The sequence below is a fragment of the Ethanoligenens sp. genome (genome assembly GCF_047718355.1).
Taxonomy (GTDB): domain Bacteria; phylum Bacillota; class Clostridia; order Oscillospirales; family Ethanoligenentaceae; genus Ethanoligenens.
In genome coordinates, this window is the sequence record NZ_JBDNLG010000006.1 from 1 (window position 1) to 18816 (window position 18816).

An 18816-nucleotide genomic window follows, 5' to 3' on the forward strand; every position below is an offset into this window, starting at 1 on the left:
GATATCGGTAGATACTGGCCTCTGAACATTCTAGTTGCTCGGCAACTGTGCTGACTGCGCCGCGCATCATGAATACACCCCTTTGCTCTAAATAGGCGACGATTTTTATACGTTCGCTTTGCTTGAGATGATTGAGGGGAATTTGATTTTCCGGCCCCATGGCATCACGAATGGCATGGCTTGTCAATTCGGAAATGTTCTCGGAAAAATTTTCGATTTTGGGGAGTGCTGATTTTTGTTTTTTCATTGAAGGGATTTCAACCCCGCCTAAACGAAGGACTTCCTCGCTTAAAGCCTGAAAACGGCTGGTGTCTTGGTTGATGCAAAGCATCCCGAGCAATTTTCCGTCTTCCTTTATAAAGAATGTAGAAGATTTAAGTACTTTTCCATCATTTGTGACCCCTACATAATTTCCTTCGTAGTCTTTGGTCTTCCATGATTCGTCTGAACACATTTGCAAAGACAAATCCGTCATTGGAGCACCGATTGAGCGTCCACTGACATGGCCGTTTGCAATTGCAACAATTTTCATGTTGTCTGGATTAACATCCTGAAGTACAACCTCGTAGGCGTCCCCTAAGATTTCCCCTAAAAATTCAACGAGCTTTTCAGCTTGTTCCATCGCCGTTCCCGTAAACGATCACCCCTCCGAAATATATGTATCTGTGCATAATATTCATAGTAACATTAACCTTTTTAAAACGCAATAATTTTTTATCATAAAACAGTGCCAATTGCAATATTTATTTGTATGATAAAAAATTATTATCATAAGTATTGACAAACGCTCAATCGCCCCGTATACTAATGAGCATTGGAACAAGCCAATAGTTCTGGAAACAAAGATAATTCACAATACCCAGTTTTTGCAAAGGCGCAAAACGCTGTGACGTTTTGCGCCTTTTTTTAAATATCCACAGAGTTGATTTGAAGGAGAAAATGGTATGAAAAGTTCAAAAAAAGTACTGACATTGGTGATGACTGCCCTGTTGACATTCTCTCTGGTCGGGTGTGCCTCCACAAATAAGAACACAACGTCTTCCTCTGAGCAAACCGCAGTAGACACAATTAAAAAAGCGGGTGTCTTGAAAATGGCCACGGGAAATTATGCGCCGTTTGAATACCGCGACTCGAAAACAAACAAGATCGTTGGTTATGACATTGATTTTGCTCAGCGTGTTGCCCAAAAAATAGGCGTGAAACTGGAAGTCACAGATATGGACTTTACGTCTATTATTCCGTCTGTCCAAAAAGGCGACTATGACATGGCAATTGCCGCTATGTATGATACGCCGGAGCGCCGCAAAGCTGTCGATATGTCTGATGCATACATGCAGACGGGTATGGTGCTGGTTACGCTGGCCAATAACAATACATATAAAACACTGGCAAATCTCAACGGAAAACGTGTTGGTGTAAAAGCTGGCGCTACCAGCGAAAAAGTTGCGAACGATATGAAGACTGAGAAGAAATATACATATGATGTTGTTGGCTACAAAGATACGACTGGCTGCATTGCGGACTTGGAAGCTGGACGTGTGGATGCAGTGGTGAATGATCAGCTCAACCAGTTGGAGATAAACAAAACTGATTCCAAAGTAAAAATAGTTGGAAAACCGTTCACATCCTCCAATTTGTCTGCCGCAGTCGCAAAGGGTAACAGTGGTTTGCTCAAAGTCATCAATGAAACAATCGTCGACATGAAAAAAGATGGCTCTGCTCAAAAATTGTATGATAAGTGGATTGTAGGCAAAGCGTAATTGTACCAACCGAAAATTTAATGGTTTTTTGTCACAGGACATCATGACAAAGATGATGTCCTGTGACTCGTTAGGAGGACTGGCAGATGGTGGCTGACTACAGTATTGTGATTCAAAAACTGCCGTATCTGTTGCAAGGCGCGGCAATTACATTATATATTTCTGTTTTGTCATTGATATTAGGACTTGTCTGCGGTGTTATCCTGGCACTGATGCGCGATTCCAAAAACGTTGTTCTTTCAAAGGTCTCCTTCGTTTACATTTGGATTTTCCGAGGTACACCGCTGCTGGTGCAGCTGTTTATCTTGTATTTCGGTCTGCCTTCCATCGGAATCAGTTTGCCCAGTTTTAGTGCGGCTGTATTGGGACTTGGACTGAATACCGCGGCATATGTAGCGGAAATTGTCCGCTCTGGGATTCAGGCTGTGGATCCCGGACAATTGGAAGCCGCAAAAGCGCTGGGGATGGGCTGGGGACTGGAAATGCGCCGCATCGTTGCGCCGCAGGCAACCAAAATCTGTTTGCTTCCGATGGTCAATCAGTTTGTGGCAACCATCAAAAATTCCTCTATGGTTAGTTTGGTGACCGTTGCAGAATTGATGCGGGTGGGTGATCAGATCATCGCCACTTCTTTCAATGCTTTTTCCGTGTATACATCGATTGCAGTCTTGTACCTGATTATAACCTCGATTTTTATGGTGCTTTCCAATGTGCTTAAGAAGAAGTTGGTGTAAAAGATGAAAGATACAATTTTATCGTTGCAGAATATTCATAAAAGTTTTGGCTCAAATGAGGTGCTTAAGGGAATTAACTTTGATTTAAAACAAGGTGAAAAAATTGTGATTTTAGGGCCCAGCGGCTCTGGTAAAAGCACGATTCTGCGGTGCATCAATCATTTGGAGGAATTCCAGCAAGGTTCCATCTTTTTCAAAGGACAAAAGGTTGAAAAGTCGGATATCAATATGCTGCGGATGCATGTTGGCATGGTTTTTCAACGCTTTAATATCTTTTCCCATATGACGGTTCTGCAAAACATTATTGAAGCGCCTGTTCACGTAAAAAAGGTTAACAAAAGCGATGCTATTGAACAAGCGGAAAAACTTCTTGAAACAGTTGGCTTATCGGATAAACGGGACGCTTATGCACGTGAACTTTCCGGTGGACAGCAGCAGCGTGTTGCAATTGCCAGAGCATTGGCTATGCAGCCGGATATCATGTTGTTTGACGAGCCTACCTCCGCACTGGATCCCGAACTGGTTGGTGAGGTGCTCCAAGTTATGAAGACGGTGGCTGAAGCAGGAATGTCTATGATCGTTGTAACCCATGAGATGGGCTTTGCGCGAGATGTAGCCGACCGCATTCTGTTTATGGACAACGGTCAGATACTGGATGATAAACCGCCAAAATTGTTTTTTGGTGAGCAGGAAAACCCACGAATCCAAGCATTTATCAGCAAAATATCGTTGAAATAAAGAGCATTTCGGCCGTTTCACAAATTGATCTAAATTTTATGCAAAAGGCCTGGACGGCCGGCACCTTTGATGCTGACTGTCCAGGCCTTTTGCTAAGCTGCTTTGCAAAAGCCGTTCATCCCTGCGTTTTAAGCAGGATTAGGTAAACGCTTTATCTGTTAATTTTAATGCACTATTGATTACCGCACACATATTGTGGTATGTATATTCTGCAAGCCCTCCGCTAAATAAAATGCATTTTCCCTAATCCGCTAAGGCGTGATATCGGGCATATCATATGGTTATGGGTATTCTTCGGAATCAATATTGTTTGACCACGCTGAACCGTGTATAATAAAAGCGCCGTCCCCTAGAAGCAAGTCGCGGCAGGCGAGGGACATTCAGTGTTGGGGAAAATGCGGTATTTGTCCACAAGGGGATCGCCTTTGTATCATGGAACAAAAAGCCCCCGGCTCTTACACCGGAGGCAAAATCAAATAAAACAAAGGATTGAGGAGAGGAGAAAAGGAATGAAAAAAGCATGACTTTATTATAAAAGGCATTTGTGACTCACATATGAATCGGACATGAAAAATTTATGAGAGACCATGCTGAATTGACAAACTTTGCTTACGCATAAAAAGCATAACAACAGACAATACAGAAGGGTGGCAACAGAGATTGTTTTGGATCTACATATTTGCTCTTTTTCCGGCCGGAATTTTGGCCGGACTTGTAAACTCTGTCGCGGGGCTTGCCTCGCTTGTTTCCTATCCCGCATTGCTCGCGGTCGGGATCCCGCCTGTTTATGCGAATGTTACGAATACCGCAGCATTAATCTTCTCCGCAGTAGGAGCAGGAACCGCCTCCGGGCACGAATTGCGCGGCCATAAACGCGAACTTCTTCAATTACTGCCGCTTACGGTCTGCGGCGGAATCTGCGGCGGCCTGCTTTTATTGGTGGCTCCGGCAACCTCTTTTGAACACATTGTGCCGTTTTTCATTCTTGGTGCAGCTGTACTAATCTTACGTCCCCCAATGTTGCATTTAAAGGCCCAGCCGACTGCGCAGAGCGGTGAAAGCAGGCATTTTGTCTTGCGGAAACACGCAGTTAAGATTCTGATCTTTGTAGCCATTTTTCTTGTAGGCGCTTATACAGGGTATTTCGGGGCAGCTGCCGGCGTAGTAATGCTCGCTATGCTTGCGGCCACAAGTCATTTGAAGTTTGCTGAGTACAACGCGCTGAAAAATGTATCGCTGGGGGCATCGAATCTCGTCGCGACAATTTTGTTTGCTTTCCGGGCGCATATCTACTGGTTGGCGGTGGCCCCGTTGGCCGTTGGTTTTTTTATTGGCGGGTTTATTGGGCCGCATATTGTGAGGCGCGTCCCTGCCAAACAACTGCGTATTGTGATTGCCATCGGTGCGGTCGGCCTTGCTGCTTATTTGTTCATTCAAACGTATTGGCTGAAAAACTAAATTACCTCTGGCTAAGAGCGCATCCGCAAAGCATCAATTGGATGATTTTTTGGAAGTGCAATAATAAAGCTTGATGCTGGATAGGTGAAGGCAAGTATTTTCTGCGCAGATACGACGTGTATTCCAACAGATCTGTCCGATTTCGAGCAGACGGGTTGTCGGTGCATGACATGGTATATCTTCCTGGATTTAGCGGTCGGGCGCTTGTTCGGATATGGATGTGCCTGCCTCTTGTCTAAAACGGATTACGAGATTGCCGTGACTGTAAACCCTTTGTCTGTGATGACAGCTTTCATGGTGTCCGGCGTCACAGCGGACGCGTCATATTCAACGGACGCTTTGCCGTTTTCCAAATCCACCTCGTATGCGGAAATGCCACCGAGGTCTTTCAACGCCTGCTCGACCTTGCCTTTGCATTTCATGCACATCATGCCGCTGATATACAATACAATCTTTTCCATTATGTGTCCTCCTTTGTGGTGAAACAAAATCTTGCTTATACGATGATGCCCCATGCAATACGATACATAACATGGCTAACCGTCGTGTTGCCGGAGGCAAAGCCTTTCACCACCGCCTTCCGCACCGAAACTGAAAGCAATGAGGCGGCTTTTACCTTACTTAAAAAAAGAAAAGCAGCAGGACAGCCAGCACACAGCAGCCAGTAACCCATTTGTTTCGCATGGTTATTCTCCGCTATGTTCCATATTGCATTTAATATGTTCTTTATTATACCATAAATCCTTCCGCTTTTATAGGATAACCGACCATTTGCAAACGAATTGTGACGAAAGATTGCATATCTTTTGTGCGTCTGATAAAATAGGGAATATCTATTCACTTTTACTCCAAAACAGGAACGGACAGGTGGCGAAAAGATGCAAACCGATGATTATGCGCATTGTGAGCACCGCCGCAAAAGAAAATTTCCGGCGTTTTGGATATTGGCACTGGTGCTCGGTGTTGTTTGCCTTACGGTCGTTTCCCTCTGCCTGGGGCAGTTCTCCATTTGGCCGGGCGACTTCCTCTGGCTGGTGCAGGAACGTATGGGCGGGATTGTTACAGACGCTGGAAATGTCTTTTTCAACGTGCGGCTGCCTCGTGTTCTGGCGGCGCTGCTCATCGGCGCGGGTCTCTCAATGGCGGGCGGTGCGTACCAGGGCATCTTTAACAATCCGATGGTTTCCCCCGATTTGCTCGGTGCGTCCTCGGGGGCTGCATTTGGCGCGGTGTTGGGCATCCTCTTTTCGTTTGGCACACTGGGTACGGAGCTTTCTGCTTTCTGCATGGGCATTGTCGCCGTTGCGTTTACCTATGCAATCTCCCAGGTGGCCGGCGGGGATGGCGATCTGGTGTCCGTGCTGCTGACTGGAAGTGTGGTTGGCAGTCTGTTTGCCGCTTTCACTGCCACAGGAACCTATCTTTCCGACCCAAACAGCAAAATGCCCGAAATCGCGTTTTGGCTGATGGGTGGGTTGGCGAATGTCTCGTTTGGCGACGTATGTCTACTGCTCATCCCGTTCTGTGTTGGCGGGGGCATCCTGTTTGCCAACCGCTGGCGGCTGAACCTGCTGACGTTTGGCAGGGAGGAGGCGATGTCGCTGGGCGTGAACGCCGCGCGTGTGCGGCTGGGCGTTACCGTCGGCGCAACGCTTCTGACTGCTTCCTCTGTGGCTGTGGCAGGAATGGTCGGCTGGGTGGGTCTCATCATTCCACACCTGAGCCGGGCGCTTGTGGGGCCGAACTATAAGGCACTCCTGCCTGTTTCCGCCTTGATGGGTGCGGGCTTTTTGCTGCTGGTGGACGATGTGGCACGCAATGTGGGTACGACGGAGATTCCGCTGAGTGTTCTCACGGCCATCGTCGGTGCGCCGTTTTTTCTTTTACTGCTCTCCCGCAGTATCCATCTGCGGCGGGAGATGGATTGAACAGGCGCGCCCGTCAACCTGTAAGACTCTATGTGCGGCCTGTCTCCATATATAGAACGCAACGGTAGTTGTAGATTCAATTCATACGGAACAATAGCCGGATGGCTATGCCCGGTATTCGGCAGGAGGTAATCTGCTATGTCCCTTTTTCGCAAATGGATCGTACTTGTCCTGCTGGCGGCGGTTTTTGTTTTTTCGTTTTCCGGCTGCTCGCACCATTACACCGTGCAGAGTGTGTCCACCCACGTGGTCACCGACATGGGTGGACGCAGTGTCACCATCCCAAAAACGATTTCCAAGGTGTTCTGCACCAACCCCATTGGCACCGTGGATGTTTACACACTGGCTCCGCAGAAGTTGGCGGGTTGGAATTTCAAATTAACATCGGAAAGCCTGCAATATATCGACGCGAAGTACCGTGGCCTGCCCGCTCTGGGCGTCTGGATGGGGACGGGTGCGACACCGAACATCGAGCAGATTACAAAGGTGCACCCGGACGTGCTGCTCTGCTTCTGGTCCATTGACCAAAACGGGAAACAGATGGCCGATCAGATCCAGAGGCAGACGCATCTGCCCGTGCTGCTGATGGACTACAACGTCGATTCGGTGGACAAGGTTTACCGCTATCTCGGTGGCCTGCTGGGCGTGCAGGCGAGGGCGGAAACACTGGCGCAGAACAGCCGCGCTTTGCTTGATCGGGTGACGGGTGCCATCGGTACGGTGGCGGAAGCGGACGAGCCGAAAATCTTTATCTCCGAGGGTGTGGGCGGCTTGCAGACCGACCCGGTCGGTTCGCTGCACATTCAGGACGCGGCAGATTTGCTGCACTTGAACAACGTGGTGAATCTTACCGGGGCATCCGGGCAGGGCATGGGTATGCCGACCGTTTCCGTTGAGCAGCTAATGAACTGGGACCCGCACTACATCTTTGTGAACGAATACAATTTAAACGGCGCAGAAAAATCGAATAATTACAACGCCATTACAACCAGCGTCCAGTGGGCGGGCCTCTCGGCCGTGAAGCAAAAGCACGTTTACGACATTCCGCAGATGCCGTTTTCGTGGTTTGGCAAGCCGCCGTCCGTCATGCGCGTGTTGGGCGCGGCGTGGGTCGCAGGTTTGACATATCCGGATAAAGTCAAACTGGATATTCGGCAGGAAGCGAAAGACTTCTATAAGCTTTATCTCAACCACAACCTTTCCGACGCGGAACTGAGCGCTATGCTTGCACACGCGGAATAAACAGAACATTCAAAAGGGGCCGAACTCCATTGGGAGTCCGGCCCCTTTTGAATGCGGTTTTCGTCACTTTGCAGAGGGGGACATTCCGGCCATGGCAGAACCACCGTCAGATGCACCGGCGATCATGGACATGGAACTGGACGGTGCAGGGGACGCGGCATGCATGGAGGATTTGGAGGCGCCGCCGTTCCCCATTCCGGTCATGGCGGATGCAGAGGCGCTTTTGGACATTGACGTGCCGAAAGGATTGGCAATTCCGTCTATGGAAAGCCCACGCCCAATCATAAATACGCCAAGAAACACGATGACCACGGCAGAAAGCTGCACCATCGCGAATTTGGAGCGGCGGTTGACAAAGGCGGAAAGCGACCCGAGCGCAAACAGGCCCGGCACCGTGCCAATGGCAAATACCAGCATGACGAGGGTACCCATCCATACGCTGCGGGTAGTGAGGGCGAACGCCTGCGCCATCTGGAGCGGCATGCAGGGCATCAGCCCGGTGAGCAGACCCAGCACAAGCGGGCCGCGTGTGCGGGCGTGCTGCCCATCCGGTTTGTCTGTACCCACCAGCTTTTTCACGGCAGCGTTTGGCAGCCCAAAATGGAAACGCCGCAGAAATGGGAACAGCCCCAGCGTATTCAGCGCGAGCACAATCATGAATACTCCGCCCACAATGGGGATAAGACCTTTGATAAAACCCGAAAGGCTGAGCGCTTGCCCTACACCGCCAATCACAGCGCCGATGGCGGTGTAGGACACGACGCGGCCAATATTGTAAAACAGCGGCGGCAGCACCACCGCGCGCGTTTTCGGGCGTTCGTTTTCCGTACCTGCGTCAATACATTGTGTGAGCATCAGACCGCCGCACATCCCGACACAGTGGATGGAAGTGAGCAGGCCGAATATCAGCACAATGCCGAGCCCCACGCCTGTTTCCAGTTTTGGCAGCAGGGACATCGCGCCCATCGTGCCGCGCAGCAGCCACACGACAACCACCGCCGCTGCGAGCAGCCCCGCACCTTTGAGTGCCTGCAGCCAAACCGGCTGTTTTGTTTTTCGCATCTTTTCTACCTCTCTCTTATGTTCACACTTGCATTTGCACGGTCAAATCTTTGCCCGCCCAAGGCTGAGCGAATTGAGCAGCACCGAAACGGAGCTGCACGCCATGGCCAGCGCACTGATCTCCGGGCTGAGGCGCCCCGCGGCGGCAATGGAGATGGCTACGGTGTTGTAAAGCAGCGCCCACATGAGGTTCTGCCGGATCTTGCCCATAGTCTTGCGCGCCAAGCGTACAGCGGTCGGGATTGCCCGTAGGTCGCTCTGCATCAGGACAATGTCGCCGGTTTCCACCGCGATGTCCGTGCCGCCGCCCATGGCGATACCGGCATCCGCCGCCGCAAGTGCGGGCGCATCGTTGATGCCGTCACCTACCATGGCGGTCCAGCCCTTCCGCTTTAAAGCACGCAGTGCGTCCAGCTTGTCCGCCGGCAGCAGGCGTGCCCGCCAATCCCGGATGTGCAGCGCGTCCGCGACGGCACGCGCTGCATCCTCGCCCTCGCCGGTGCGCAGCGTGGGTGTCAGTCCCTGCACTTCCAGTTCCCGCAGCACGGCTGCGGCCCCCTCCCGCACACGGTCGAAAAAGGTGAACACGGCGCGGGGCACATCGTTCACGGCACAGAACACCACACTTTTGCCCTCGCCTCTGCAGTGTGCCTCGAAATCCGCCGCGTTCAGTACAGGTGCGCCGTTTTGCGCCAGGAACGCCGCAGTGCCGATGTAAACACGCTGCCCTTCCGTATACGCCTCCACACCACCGCCGGGCGTAACAGTGCAGCTCTCCGCCTGTGGGATGGATACGCTCTCGCCGAGTATGGACCGCCCGCCCGTCACAAGAGCCTTGCCAAGCGGATGCTCTGATGCCTGCTCCGCCGCAACTGCCAGCCGCAGCACCGCATCGTGTTCAGCGGTATTCCATTCACCCGCCACGGGCAGCACATCAGCCAGCGCCGGTTTTCCTTCGGTGAGCGTGCCGGTTTTATCGAACACGATCTGTGTGACGCGCGCGAGGTTTTCCATCGCCTCGCCATCCCGGATGAGGATGCCTTTGCGCGCCCCGCGCCCCAGTCCGACCACCATGGCCGCCGGTGTGGCAAGCCCCAGTGCGCACGGGCAGGAGATCACCAGCACCGCGATGGCATTGAGGATGGGTGTGTCCAGAACCGTCATGTGATAGATGACGAAATACCAGACGGCAAAGGTGACGGCGGCGGCGGCGATTACCCCCGGCACGAACCACGCCGAGACATGATCCACCGTCTGCTGGAGGTGCGCCTTGCCGGCCTGTGCGTCTTCCACAAAACGAAGGATGCCGGCAAACGTCGTGTCCTCACCCGCACGTTCTACTTGATAACGGAGGATACCGTACTGGTTGAGTGTCGCGGCGCTCACCGTGTCGCCGGGCGCCTTTTCCACCTGTAGGCTTTCGCCGGTCAGCGCGGATTCGTCCACGCTGGACGCACCCCAGACGACCACGCCGTCCGCCGGAAGCTGTTCACCAGGCCGTACCTCCACGATTTCTCCACGTGCCAGATCGTTTACCGGCACGAAGGCCTCCGCGCCGTCCCGCAGCACACGGGCCGTTTTGGGGCGTAACTGAAACAGCGCGCGCACCGAGGCGGTGACACGGTGTTTCGCCAGTGTTTCCAGATATTTTCCCAGTAGTACGAGTGTGATGATGGTGGCAGAGGCATCAAGATAAAAATAATCGTCGCAAAGAATATAGGAATGATAGCGGAACAGCAGGACGTATATACTATAGAAATAGGCTGCGGACGAGCCAAGCACCACCAGTACATCCATGGTAGGCGCGCAGTTTTTGACGGAGAAAAACGCCGCTTTGTAAAAACGCGCCCCAATGATAAACTGAATAGGCGTTACCAGTGCAAACTGCACCCGCCAATCATGCAAGTGATAGAAAAAGTAATCCACCCAAGAATGTGGCCCCGGTGAAAGCGCGACCACGCAGGCATTGCTGAAACAGCCTACCATGCAGATCAGCGTGGGCGCGGTGAGCATGGCTGAAAGAATGAGGACGGCCAGCTGCCGGTGCAAGCGAGTCTTTTCGGCGTCGGGCGGCTCATCGCCGCTTTCCACCCAAAAGCCCAGCCGCTCAATCACCTTTGCAAGGTCGTCCTCATTGACTTGAGTTTCATCATATTCAACTCGTGCGGTTTCCGCCGCAAAGCTGGTGGACGCACTCTGCACGCCGTTCAGCCGCTCTAGCCCAGCCTCGATGGCCGCACTGCAAAGCGTGCAGGTCATGCCGCCGATGCACAATGTCGTGGTTGTCAAGGCAATCCCTTTCTTTTCTTTTACCGGCGGTTTGGTTTCCGGTTCAGGATGAGAAAACCGATCACGGCGGCGGCAATCACGCCTGCGGCAACGGCAAGGCCGATGATTGCGCCGTTACTTTTATTGGAAGGCTGCGTGGTACCGGCGGTCGCATATTTGGTGTTCGTCACTGTAGTGCCGGCCGTGCCGCTGGTCGCACAGGAAGCGCTCGATCCGCATGCGGCCTGGCAGGCTGTCCCTCCCGCGCATCCGCTGTCCGTCATGGTCTGGCAGCCTGCGGAGGAACTTGCCGTCGCCGCAAATACCGGCGTCGCGGTGGCCAGCAGAGAATAAAAAAGAAAAGCGCATGCCAATATGCAGAACAATCGAAAATTATTTTTCATCCGTTTCATTATGCATGTCTCCGTATATTTTGCTATGAATAGTTGCGAATTGTCGAGTTATGTATTATTTTATAGTATATCATCTCGCTTGTATTAAATCAATGGAAATGTGAAATTTTCACAAAACAACCTTTTATGAGGCGATACGCAGTTAAAAAGGAGAAATAGCATAGACGCATGGGCACGGAAGTATCTTTATGCGGGATGGCGGGCAGAATCAGATTGTAAAAACATGTGAAAATACGGTATAATCTTGGTATATACCGTTTCATCATTAAAGTTTGTGTCAAAAACCGTCAGATTGGAGCATAACATGGCCTATTTGCTGACCTTTTTGGAAGGAATCGTCACCTTCGTTTCCCCGTGTATCCTACCGATGCTGCCGGTGTACCTGCTCTATTTTGCGGGTGATGCGGCAGAAGGGAGGCGCGGCACGGCCCTTCGAGCACTGGTGTTTGTGCTTGGGTTTACAACCGTTTTCCTGCTGATGGGTTTTGCGGCCGGAGCATTCGGGCATTTTCTGCGCGGGCAGGCGCTCTGGGTACGTCTCGTGGGCGGTGCGCTGCTTGTTTTGTTCGGCCTGGACTATATGGGCGTGTTTGCAAAGCTGCGGCGGGGCGGAGGAGGTGTTCGGATGCGGGGCAAATCGCTTCGGTTCGGTACGGCGTATCTATTCGGCCTGGTTTTCGCCGTGAGCTGGACGCCCTGCGTCGGCGTATTTCTCGGCTCCGCGCTTGTACTGGCGGCCAGCGCGGGTGGGGCTGCAAAAGGCATGCTGTTGCTCTTGCTCTATTCGGCTGGGCTGGGCATTCCATTCGTGCTCGGTGCCGTGCTGATGGATCGTCTGCGTGTTGCACTGGACGGCATTCGGCGGCATCTGCGTACCATTCAGCTGGTGTGCGGTGCGGCGCTTGCCGCCGTGGGTGTGTTGATGATGTTGGGGATGTTCGACAAACTGCCAGAGCTGTTTTCTGGGCTATAAGGAGAAAAACATGAAGAAGAAATGGAGTCTGGTGCTTGGCGTCTTGCTGCTTGCGGGTGTGCTGGTCGGCGCGGCATCCGCCTATCATCTGCTTGCGGGAAAAACATCTCCCGTGACGCCGTCGGCTGGTTCGGCCGCGTCAACCACATCGGGTACGTCCGTTGGGCAAAAAGCGCCGGATATCACGGTGACGGATAGAGATGGAAAAACATTGAGACTTTCCTCCTTGCGCGGCAAGCCGGTGGTGCTCAATTTTTGGGCCAGCTGGTGCCCTCCCTGTCAGGAGGAAATGCCCGATTATCAGAGCCTTTACAAAGAATACGGTAATCAGGTCTCGTTTGTGATGGTGGATATGGTTGGGGCGCGCGGCGAGACGGTTTCTGCAGGCGAGGCGTTCCTCTCTCAGAATAAATATACCTTCCCGGCGTATTTCGATACCGAAGGCGCGGCGGCGGATGTCTACGGCATTACGTCTATCCCGCGTTCCTATTACATTGACAAAAGCGGCGTTATCCGCGCAAAGTTCGAAGGCGTGATGAACAACAAACAGATGGAAAGCGCCATGCAGACCATTTTATGAGTGGGAGGCGGCGTGAGATGAAAAGGACTTGTAGAAATAGAACGGTCCACAGTGCATCTCCGTGTCCGTTGCGTTGGAGCGGGTTTTTGGATATAATCAAAAGAGTGCCTGCCGGATTGTTCCCGACGGGCAGTTTGGAGGAATCAACAAATCATGTCTTTTGTGTATCTGGATAACAGCGCGACCACACGCGTCTGTAAAGAAGCGGCGGATGCCGCTTTGTACGCCATGACTGCGTGTTTTGGCAACCCGTCGTCCTTGCATGGCATGGGCGTGGCTGCCGAGGAACTGGTGGGGAAAGCGCGCGGACAGGTGGCGGCGGCACTTGGATGTGAACCGCGCGAGATTGTTTTTACTTCTGGCGGTACCGAGGCCAACAATCTGGCACTTTTCGGCGCGGCACGGGCGCTTTCCCGGAGGGGCAAGCGTATCGTCACCACAGCCATTGAACATAGTTCGGTTGAAGGACCGGCGGCAATGTTGGAAAAAGAGGGATTCGAGGTGGTGCGCCTGCGGCCGGATGCGAGCGGTGCGGTGCCGGAACAGGCGTTGTTCAAAGAAATTACGCCGGACACTGTCTTGGTGAGCATGATGCTGGTGAATAACGAAACCGGCGCGTTGCAGCCGGTGCAGGCCATTCGGCGCGCGGTGCGCCGCGCGGGAGCGCCTGCACTGGTGCATGTGGATGCCGTACAGGCATTTGGCAAAGTGCCGTTCAACCCGTCTGCGCTGGGCGCCGATCTCGTCAGTGTGAGCGGACATAAGATCCATGGCCCGAAAGGCGCGGGAGCGTTGTTCGTAGCACGCGGCACACGCATTTTGCCGGTGCTTGTTGGCGGCGGACAGGAACACGGTCTGCGTCCCGGCACAGAGCCGGTGCCTGCTATTGCGGGGTTTGGTGCGGCGGCGGAACAGGCGCAGACTGCGTTGGCGGAAAGCGGGAAACATTTTCAGAAAATGCGTGCTCTCGCTTTGCGGCTGTGTGCGTCGCTGCCGGTTGTTACAATCAACTCGCCGGAAAATGGTGCCCCGCATATCCTCAACGTATCGGTGAAGGGCGTGCGTTCCGAGACCATGCTGCATTTCTTGGCGCAGCGGGATATTTATGTATCCAGCGGCTCGGCCTGCGCACGCGGTGCGAAAAGCCGGGTGCTGGTTGCTATGGGGCTGCCGGATGCACGCGTGGACACGGCGCTGCGTGTCAGTTTCAGCCGGTACAATACAGAGGAAGAGGTTGAGCGGTTGTTCGATGCCGTCGCCGCCGGCGTTCAAACGTTGGCGCATCGGTAAGTGCCGTTTTCTCTCTTTGTATGGATTGTGTATTTTCGATGCGTGTCTATCATATTGTATGGATTTTAAAAGGAAAGGCCGCTTGCGGTCGTTGAGGAGAAAAGAAAATCGTGCGTGAAGTCATCCTATTAAAATACGGGGAACTCATTCTTAAAGGACTGAACCGCCCGCAGTTTGAACATAAATTATTAAAGAGTATCAAGGGCGCATTGCGTGGCTGCGGGCAGTTTTCCGTCACGCAGGCGCAATCTACCGTCTATGTGGAGCCGCAGGACGCGGATGCTTCTATAGATGCCGCGTTGAAACGGCTGCAAAAGGTTCTTGGTATTGTGTCGCTTGTGCGTGCGTGCGTGGTGGAAAAAGAGATGGCGGCCATTGAGGAAGCTGTTGTGCCCTATTTGCGTGACAATATTGAGCAGGCGAAAACATTTAAAGTCAACGCCAAGCGGGCGGATAAGCGGTTCCCGCTGTCTTCGCCGGAGATTGCCCGCCGTGTTGCGGACAAGGTAGGGGATGCGTTTCCTGATTTGGAAGCGGATATGCGCACACCGGAGCTGCTCATTACGGTGGAGGTGCGCGATACGGATGCTTATATCCACGCAAACAGTCTGCCCGGCGCGGGCGGGATGCCCGCCGGAAGCTGCGGGCGCGCCGCAGTGCTTATCTCCGGAGGTATCGACAGCCCGGTGGCTACCTATATGATGGCCAGACGCGGCATGTCGGTCTGTGCGGTGCACTTTGCCAGCCCGCCCTACACCAGCCCCCGTGCCAAGGCAAAAGTACTCGATCTGCTCAAAATCGTGAGCGCCTATGGTGGACCCATCGCGTGTTTTGTTGTGCCGTTTACGGCTTTGCAGGAGCAGATCCGTGCGCATTGCCGGGAAGAATTCTTTACAATTTTATTGAGAAGGTTTATGATGAAAGCAGCCTCGCGCATCGCCGCTGCACAGGACTGCGCCGCGCTTATCACCGGGGAGAGCATCGGGCAGGTGGCCAGCCAGACCATTGAGGCCATCACGTGCACCGAGGCGGCGTCCTCGCTGCCCATCCTGCGCCCGCTCATCGGCATGAATAAGGAAGAAATTGTGCAGATCGCACGGCGAATCGACACCTATGAAACATCCATTCTGCCTTATGAGGACTGCTGCACCGTGTTTACTCCGCGCCATCCGCGCACCAAACCACGGTTGTGGGATGTGGAGCAGGAGGAGGCTAAATTTGATTTTGCCCCGTTGCTTGACGCGGCGGTGGAGGCGGCTGAAAAAATTGTAGTTTGCCCTGAATAGTGCTGCAAACCTGTAAACTCAAGCCGTTTTATACGGATTGTTTCATAAAACATCTATGTCGCAAGCGAAAGTGGGGAATTTGAGTGAACGCGGAAATACTGGCCGTCGGCACGGAATTGCTACTCGGCAACATTGTTAATACCAACGCACAATATCTTGCAAATGGACTGGCACAGCTCGGAATCAATGTCCTTCATCAAACCGTAGTGGGCGACAATGAAGCCCGTCTGATCGATGCACTGCGGCTGGCGCTTTCGCGCAGCGACATCGTCATCACCACCGGCGGCCTTGGGCCGACAGGGGACGATATCACCAGAGAAACCATCGCAAAAGTGTTCGGACGGCAGCTGGTTCGGGATGAACACAGCATGAAAGTTATTCGTGATTATTTTGCGCGTACGGGCCGTAAGATGGGCCCCAGCAATGAAAAGCAGGCCATGCTGCCCGAAGAATGCATCGTGCTGCAAAACGATTGGGGCACTGCGCCGGGATGTGTGGTAGAGCAGGATGGCAAATCCGTCATTATGCTGCCGGGTCCGCCGCGTGAAATGGGTCCTTTGTTTGACCAACGTGTGCGCCCATATCTCGCCAAATTTTCTGATGCAGTTATCGCGTCCATCAACCTGCGGGAATTCGGTATTCCGGAATCCACCGTACAGGAATTGTTAGACGATTTGATGAAAGGCGAAAGCCCGACCCTTTCTCCTTATGCGAAAGAGGGCGAGGTGCAGCTTCGCATCACTGCCAAAGCCGCGACCGAAGAGGAAGCGCTCGCAATCTGCCGCCCCGTGGCGGAAGAGGTCAAAAAACGGCTGGGAACCGCCTATTACGGCGAAAATGTGGACAGCTTACAGGAAGTGGTCGTCAAGGCGCTTCTGGAGAAGAAGAAAAAGATCGCATTTGCCGAATCTTGCACCGGGGGAATGACTGCCGGTCGTTTGACCGAGATTTCCGGCAGTTCGGAAGTGTTCGAGTGCGGCATCGTCAGTTATGCCAACCGCGTCAAGCACGCGCTGCTGGATGTGCGGGAAAAAACACTGCAAGACCACGGCGCTGTCAGCGAGGAAACTGCCGCAGAGATGGCGGAGGGTGTGCGGGTGCGCGCACAAGCCGATTATGGCGTGGGCATCACCGGTATTGCCGGGCCGGGCGGCGGCACAGCGGAAAAACCGGTGGGGCTGGTCTATGTTGCCGTGTCTGACGGGAAAGACTGCTATGTGCGACGGCTTTTGCTGGGACACAGTGGCAGTGAGCGCGCGCACGTCCGGTATCTCTCGTCCTCCAACGCACTGGATATGGCCCGCCGGTTGATTATTGGACTGCCGCAGCCAGATGGTACGGTACGCGTTGATCCACCGAAATTGCAGGCGCCGACTTCTTTTTTTGGCAACTGATTCCGCATAGGAGGGATGAACCCGCCGAGATTTTTCGCAAAATTGTGTTTCTCGTAGCGCTGATCGTTTTCATCGGCTGCATGGTGCCGATCGCCCAGTATTATTTGGACGCTTATCAAAACCAGCGGATGAACGACAACATTGCCGCGCATGTACGGACGCCTGCTTCCACCGCATCCACGGCGGCAGGGAGCGTTCTGCCGGAATATGCCTCTCTGTATGCACAGAATAACGATATGAAAGGCTGGGTGAGTGTACCCGGTACGAATATCAATTACCCTGTCATGCAAGCGTCTGACAACGACTTTTATCTTCGCCGCGATTTTTATAAAAACAGCAACCAGCATGGCGTCCCGTTTCTGGACTACCGTGATAAGCTGGGGGACACGCCGTCCAAAAACCTCATCATTTACGGGCATAATATGAAAGACGACCAGATGTTCCACGAGCTGGTCAATTATGAGGATGATGGATTTTACGAAAAAGCGCCGCTCATCCAGTTCAACACCCTTTATAAGCGGCAGACATGGAAGATTTTTGCGGTGCTCATTGCAAATGTTCAGCCCAGCCAAGGGGATACGTTTTATTATCTGGATACCGATTTTTCATCTGACGAAACATTCATGAATTATATCGGCGAGGTGAAAAAGCGCTCTCTGGTCAACACCTCGGTGGATGTGCAGCCGACCGACCGCATCCTGACGCTATCCACCTGTTCGTATGTCTTTAACGACGCGCGTGTGGTGGTGCTTGCCCGGCTGGTGCGAGACGGCGAAAGTTCCGTAGCTGGTTCCGCAGTTAAAAACCCCGATCCGCAAATGCCGCAGATCTGGTACAAGGTGACCAAGAGCAGCTCGCGACAATGATGCAAAGCAAGCGCCTGTGTATAACGGGCGTTTTTTTGTTGCTCTTTTTTATGTCTCCGTATATTTCCCAAATGGGGGCACATACTACGGATGGAAACAAAAAAGGGGTGATAAAAAATGGATAGAACGTTCAGAGAAGAAAAAAACCAAAAGAACAATGCACAGAATCAAAAAAATGCGCAGAATAAGCAGCAGCGGGGCGCGCAGAACCAGAACCAGAACCAGAACCAGCACAACGCCCAGGATAAACAAGGCTGCTGTAACGCCGAAGACCGCAAGTAAGACCACTTACACGGGTACAATGGCGTGCCTGTTGGATACGCAAGAAGCGTCCCGTTTACGCGGGGCGCTTTTTGCTGCAACAAATTGATGGGTCGCTTTACTCAATAAAAGGTCTTTACAAACATGCGGCGGACTGATATACTATATCTTACGGCTTTTTGCCGTTGTTCTGATTACCTTGCGCTTAGCGCGGGGGGATGGCTTTTTTAAGCCTTCACCTAAACCCTGCGCTCAGCCTTGGCGAATCCAATTGAAATATGAGGTGTTTTGTTATGTTGAAAGACGAAGAAAAACAGGCGATTATCACGTCCAACCGTATCCATGAAAAAGATACCGGTTCACCTGAAGTACAGATTGCGGTGCTGACCGCCCGCATTCAAAAATTGACCGAGCATCTGAAAGAGCACAAAAAAGATCACCATTCTACGCGTGGTCTGCTCAAAATGGTCGGACATCGCCGCAATCTGCTCAATTATTTGATGAAAAAGGATGTCACTCGCTATCGCGCGATTCTTGAAAAACTGTCGCTGCGCAAGTGAGTA

The 18816-nt window shown here is 52.6% G+C and carries 20 protein-coding genes; 14 read left to right on the top strand and 6 right to left on the bottom strand.

Translation table 11 applies throughout. The features are described 5' to 3' along the window. Positions 1–622, bottom strand: a 622-nt coding sequence (locus tag ABF463_RS01625; RefSeq protein ID WP_415531791.1) for a helix-turn-helix transcriptional regulator, incomplete at its 3' end; no start/stop codon positions are given. A 322-nt stretch (positions 623–944) separates the two neighbouring features. Here ABF463_RS01625 and ABF463_RS01630 point away from each other — a divergent pair. From ABF463_RS01630 to ABF463_RS01645, 4 genes are all read left to right on the top strand, one after another. Next, entirely contained in the window at positions 945–1760 is an 816-nt protein-coding gene (locus ABF463_RS01630) for an ABC transporter substrate-binding protein (RefSeq protein WP_415531792.1), read from the top strand. 86 nt (positions 1761–1846) lie between these two features. After that, positions 1847–2494, top strand: coding sequence for an amino acid ABC transporter permease (locus ABF463_RS01635; RefSeq protein WP_415531793.1), 648 nt, complete (start codon positions 1847–1849; stop codon positions 2492–2494). Between the two features lie 15 nt (positions 2495–2509). Beyond that, positions 2510–3232 (top strand): amino acid ABC transporter ATP-binding protein, encoded by a 723-nt coding sequence (locus ABF463_RS01640; protein WP_415531836.1) that lies wholly within the window; start codon positions 2510–2512, stop codon positions 3230–3232. Between the two features lie 660 nt (positions 3233–3892). Then, complete coding sequence (locus ABF463_RS01645; protein ID WP_415531794.1) at positions 3893–4690, top strand: sulfite exporter TauE/SafE family protein; 798 nt, start codon at positions 3893–3895, stop codon at positions 4688–4690. A 245-nt stretch (positions 4691–4935) separates the two neighbouring features. On the opposite strand, the gene ABF463_RS01650 is transcribed toward ABF463_RS01645, so the two are convergent. Then, on the bottom strand, positions 4936–5151 hold the full coding sequence (locus ABF463_RS01650; protein WP_415531795.1) for a heavy-metal-associated domain-containing protein: 216 nt from the start codon (positions 5149–5151) through the stop codon (positions 4936–4938). Positions 5152–5186: 35 nt separating this feature from the next. Further along, positions 5187–5363, bottom strand: a complete 177-nt coding sequence (locus tag ABF463_RS01655; RefSeq protein WP_415531796.1) for a hypothetical protein — start codon at positions 5361–5363, stop codon at positions 5187–5189. A gap of 205 nt (positions 5364–5568) precedes the next feature. Here ABF463_RS01655 and ABF463_RS01660 point away from each other — a divergent pair, with 205 nt between their 5' ends. Together ABF463_RS01660 and ABF463_RS01665 are read left to right on the top strand one after the other, a co-directional pair. Next, positions 5569–6618 (top strand): FecCD family ABC transporter permease, encoded by a 1050-nt coding sequence (locus ABF463_RS01660; protein WP_415531797.1) that lies wholly within the window; start codon positions 5569–5571, stop codon positions 6616–6618. Positions 6619–6756: 138 nt separating this feature from the next. Beyond that, a complete protein-coding gene (locus tag ABF463_RS01665) occupies positions 6757–7860 on the top strand; it encodes an ABC transporter substrate-binding protein (protein ID WP_415531798.1) in 1104 nt (367 codons plus the stop codon). Between the two features lie 63 nt (positions 7861–7923). On the opposite strand, the gene ABF463_RS01670 is transcribed toward ABF463_RS01665, so the two are convergent. From ABF463_RS01670 to ABF463_RS01680, 3 genes are read right to left on the bottom strand one after another with little or no spacing between them, the layout of a single operon-like run. Continuing rightward, complete coding sequence (locus ABF463_RS01670) at positions 7924–8922, bottom strand: sulfite exporter TauE/SafE family protein (protein WP_415531799.1); 999 nt, start codon at positions 8920–8922, stop codon at positions 7924–7926. 42 nt (positions 8923–8964) lie between these two features. After that, positions 8965–11211 (bottom strand): heavy metal translocating P-type ATPase, encoded by a 2247-nt coding sequence (locus ABF463_RS01675; RefSeq protein ID WP_415531800.1) that lies wholly within the window; start codon positions 11209–11211, stop codon positions 8965–8967. 20 nt (positions 11212–11231) lie between these two features. Beyond that, positions 11232–11603 (bottom strand): hypothetical protein, encoded by a 372-nt coding sequence (locus ABF463_RS01680; protein ID WP_415531801.1) that lies wholly within the window; start codon positions 11601–11603, stop codon positions 11232–11234. A 304-nt stretch (positions 11604–11907) separates the two neighbouring features. On the opposite strand from ABF463_RS01680, the gene ABF463_RS01685 reads away from it, so the two are divergent. From ABF463_RS01685 to rpsO, 8 genes are all read left to right on the top strand, one after another. Then, positions 11908–12576: a cytochrome c biogenesis CcdA family protein gene (locus ABF463_RS01685; protein ID WP_415531802.1), complete on the top strand. Its 669-nt coding sequence runs from the start codon at positions 11908–11910 to the stop codon at positions 12574–12576. A 10-nt stretch (positions 12577–12586) separates the two neighbouring features. Further along, positions 12587–13156, top strand: a complete 570-nt coding sequence (locus ABF463_RS01690) for a TlpA family protein disulfide reductase (protein ID WP_415531803.1) — start codon at positions 12587–12589, stop codon at positions 13154–13156. 153 nt (positions 13157–13309) lie between these two features. Continuing rightward, on the top strand, positions 13310–14446 hold the full coding sequence (locus tag ABF463_RS01695) for a cysteine desulfurase family protein (RefSeq protein WP_415531804.1): 1137 nt from the start codon (positions 13310–13312) through the stop codon (positions 14444–14446). 110 nt (positions 14447–14556) lie between these two features. Next, a complete protein-coding gene (gene thiI, locus ABF463_RS01700; RefSeq protein ID WP_415531805.1) occupies positions 14557–15732 on the top strand; it encodes a tRNA uracil 4-sulfurtransferase ThiI in 1176 nt (391 codons plus the stop codon). 83 nt (positions 15733–15815) lie between these two features. Next, a complete protein-coding gene (locus tag ABF463_RS01705) occupies positions 15816–17126 on the top strand; it encodes a competence/damage-inducible protein A (protein ID WP_415531806.1) in 1311 nt (436 codons plus the stop codon). A gap of 41 nt (positions 17127–17167) precedes the next feature. Beyond that, on the top strand, positions 17168–17992 hold the full coding sequence (gene srtB / locus ABF463_RS01710; protein ID WP_415531837.1) for a class B sortase: 825 nt from the start codon (positions 17168–17170) through the stop codon (positions 17990–17992). 117 nt (positions 17993–18109) lie between these two features. Further along, complete coding sequence (locus ABF463_RS01715; protein WP_415531807.1) at positions 18110–18274, top strand: hypothetical protein; 165 nt, start codon at positions 18110–18112, stop codon at positions 18272–18274. A gap of 275 nt (positions 18275–18549) precedes the next feature. Further along, entirely contained in the window at positions 18550–18813 is a 264-nt protein-coding gene (gene rpsO / locus ABF463_RS01720) for a 30S ribosomal protein S15 (protein ID WP_415531838.1), read from the top strand. The last annotated feature ends 3 nt before the right edge of the window (positions 18814–18816 follow it).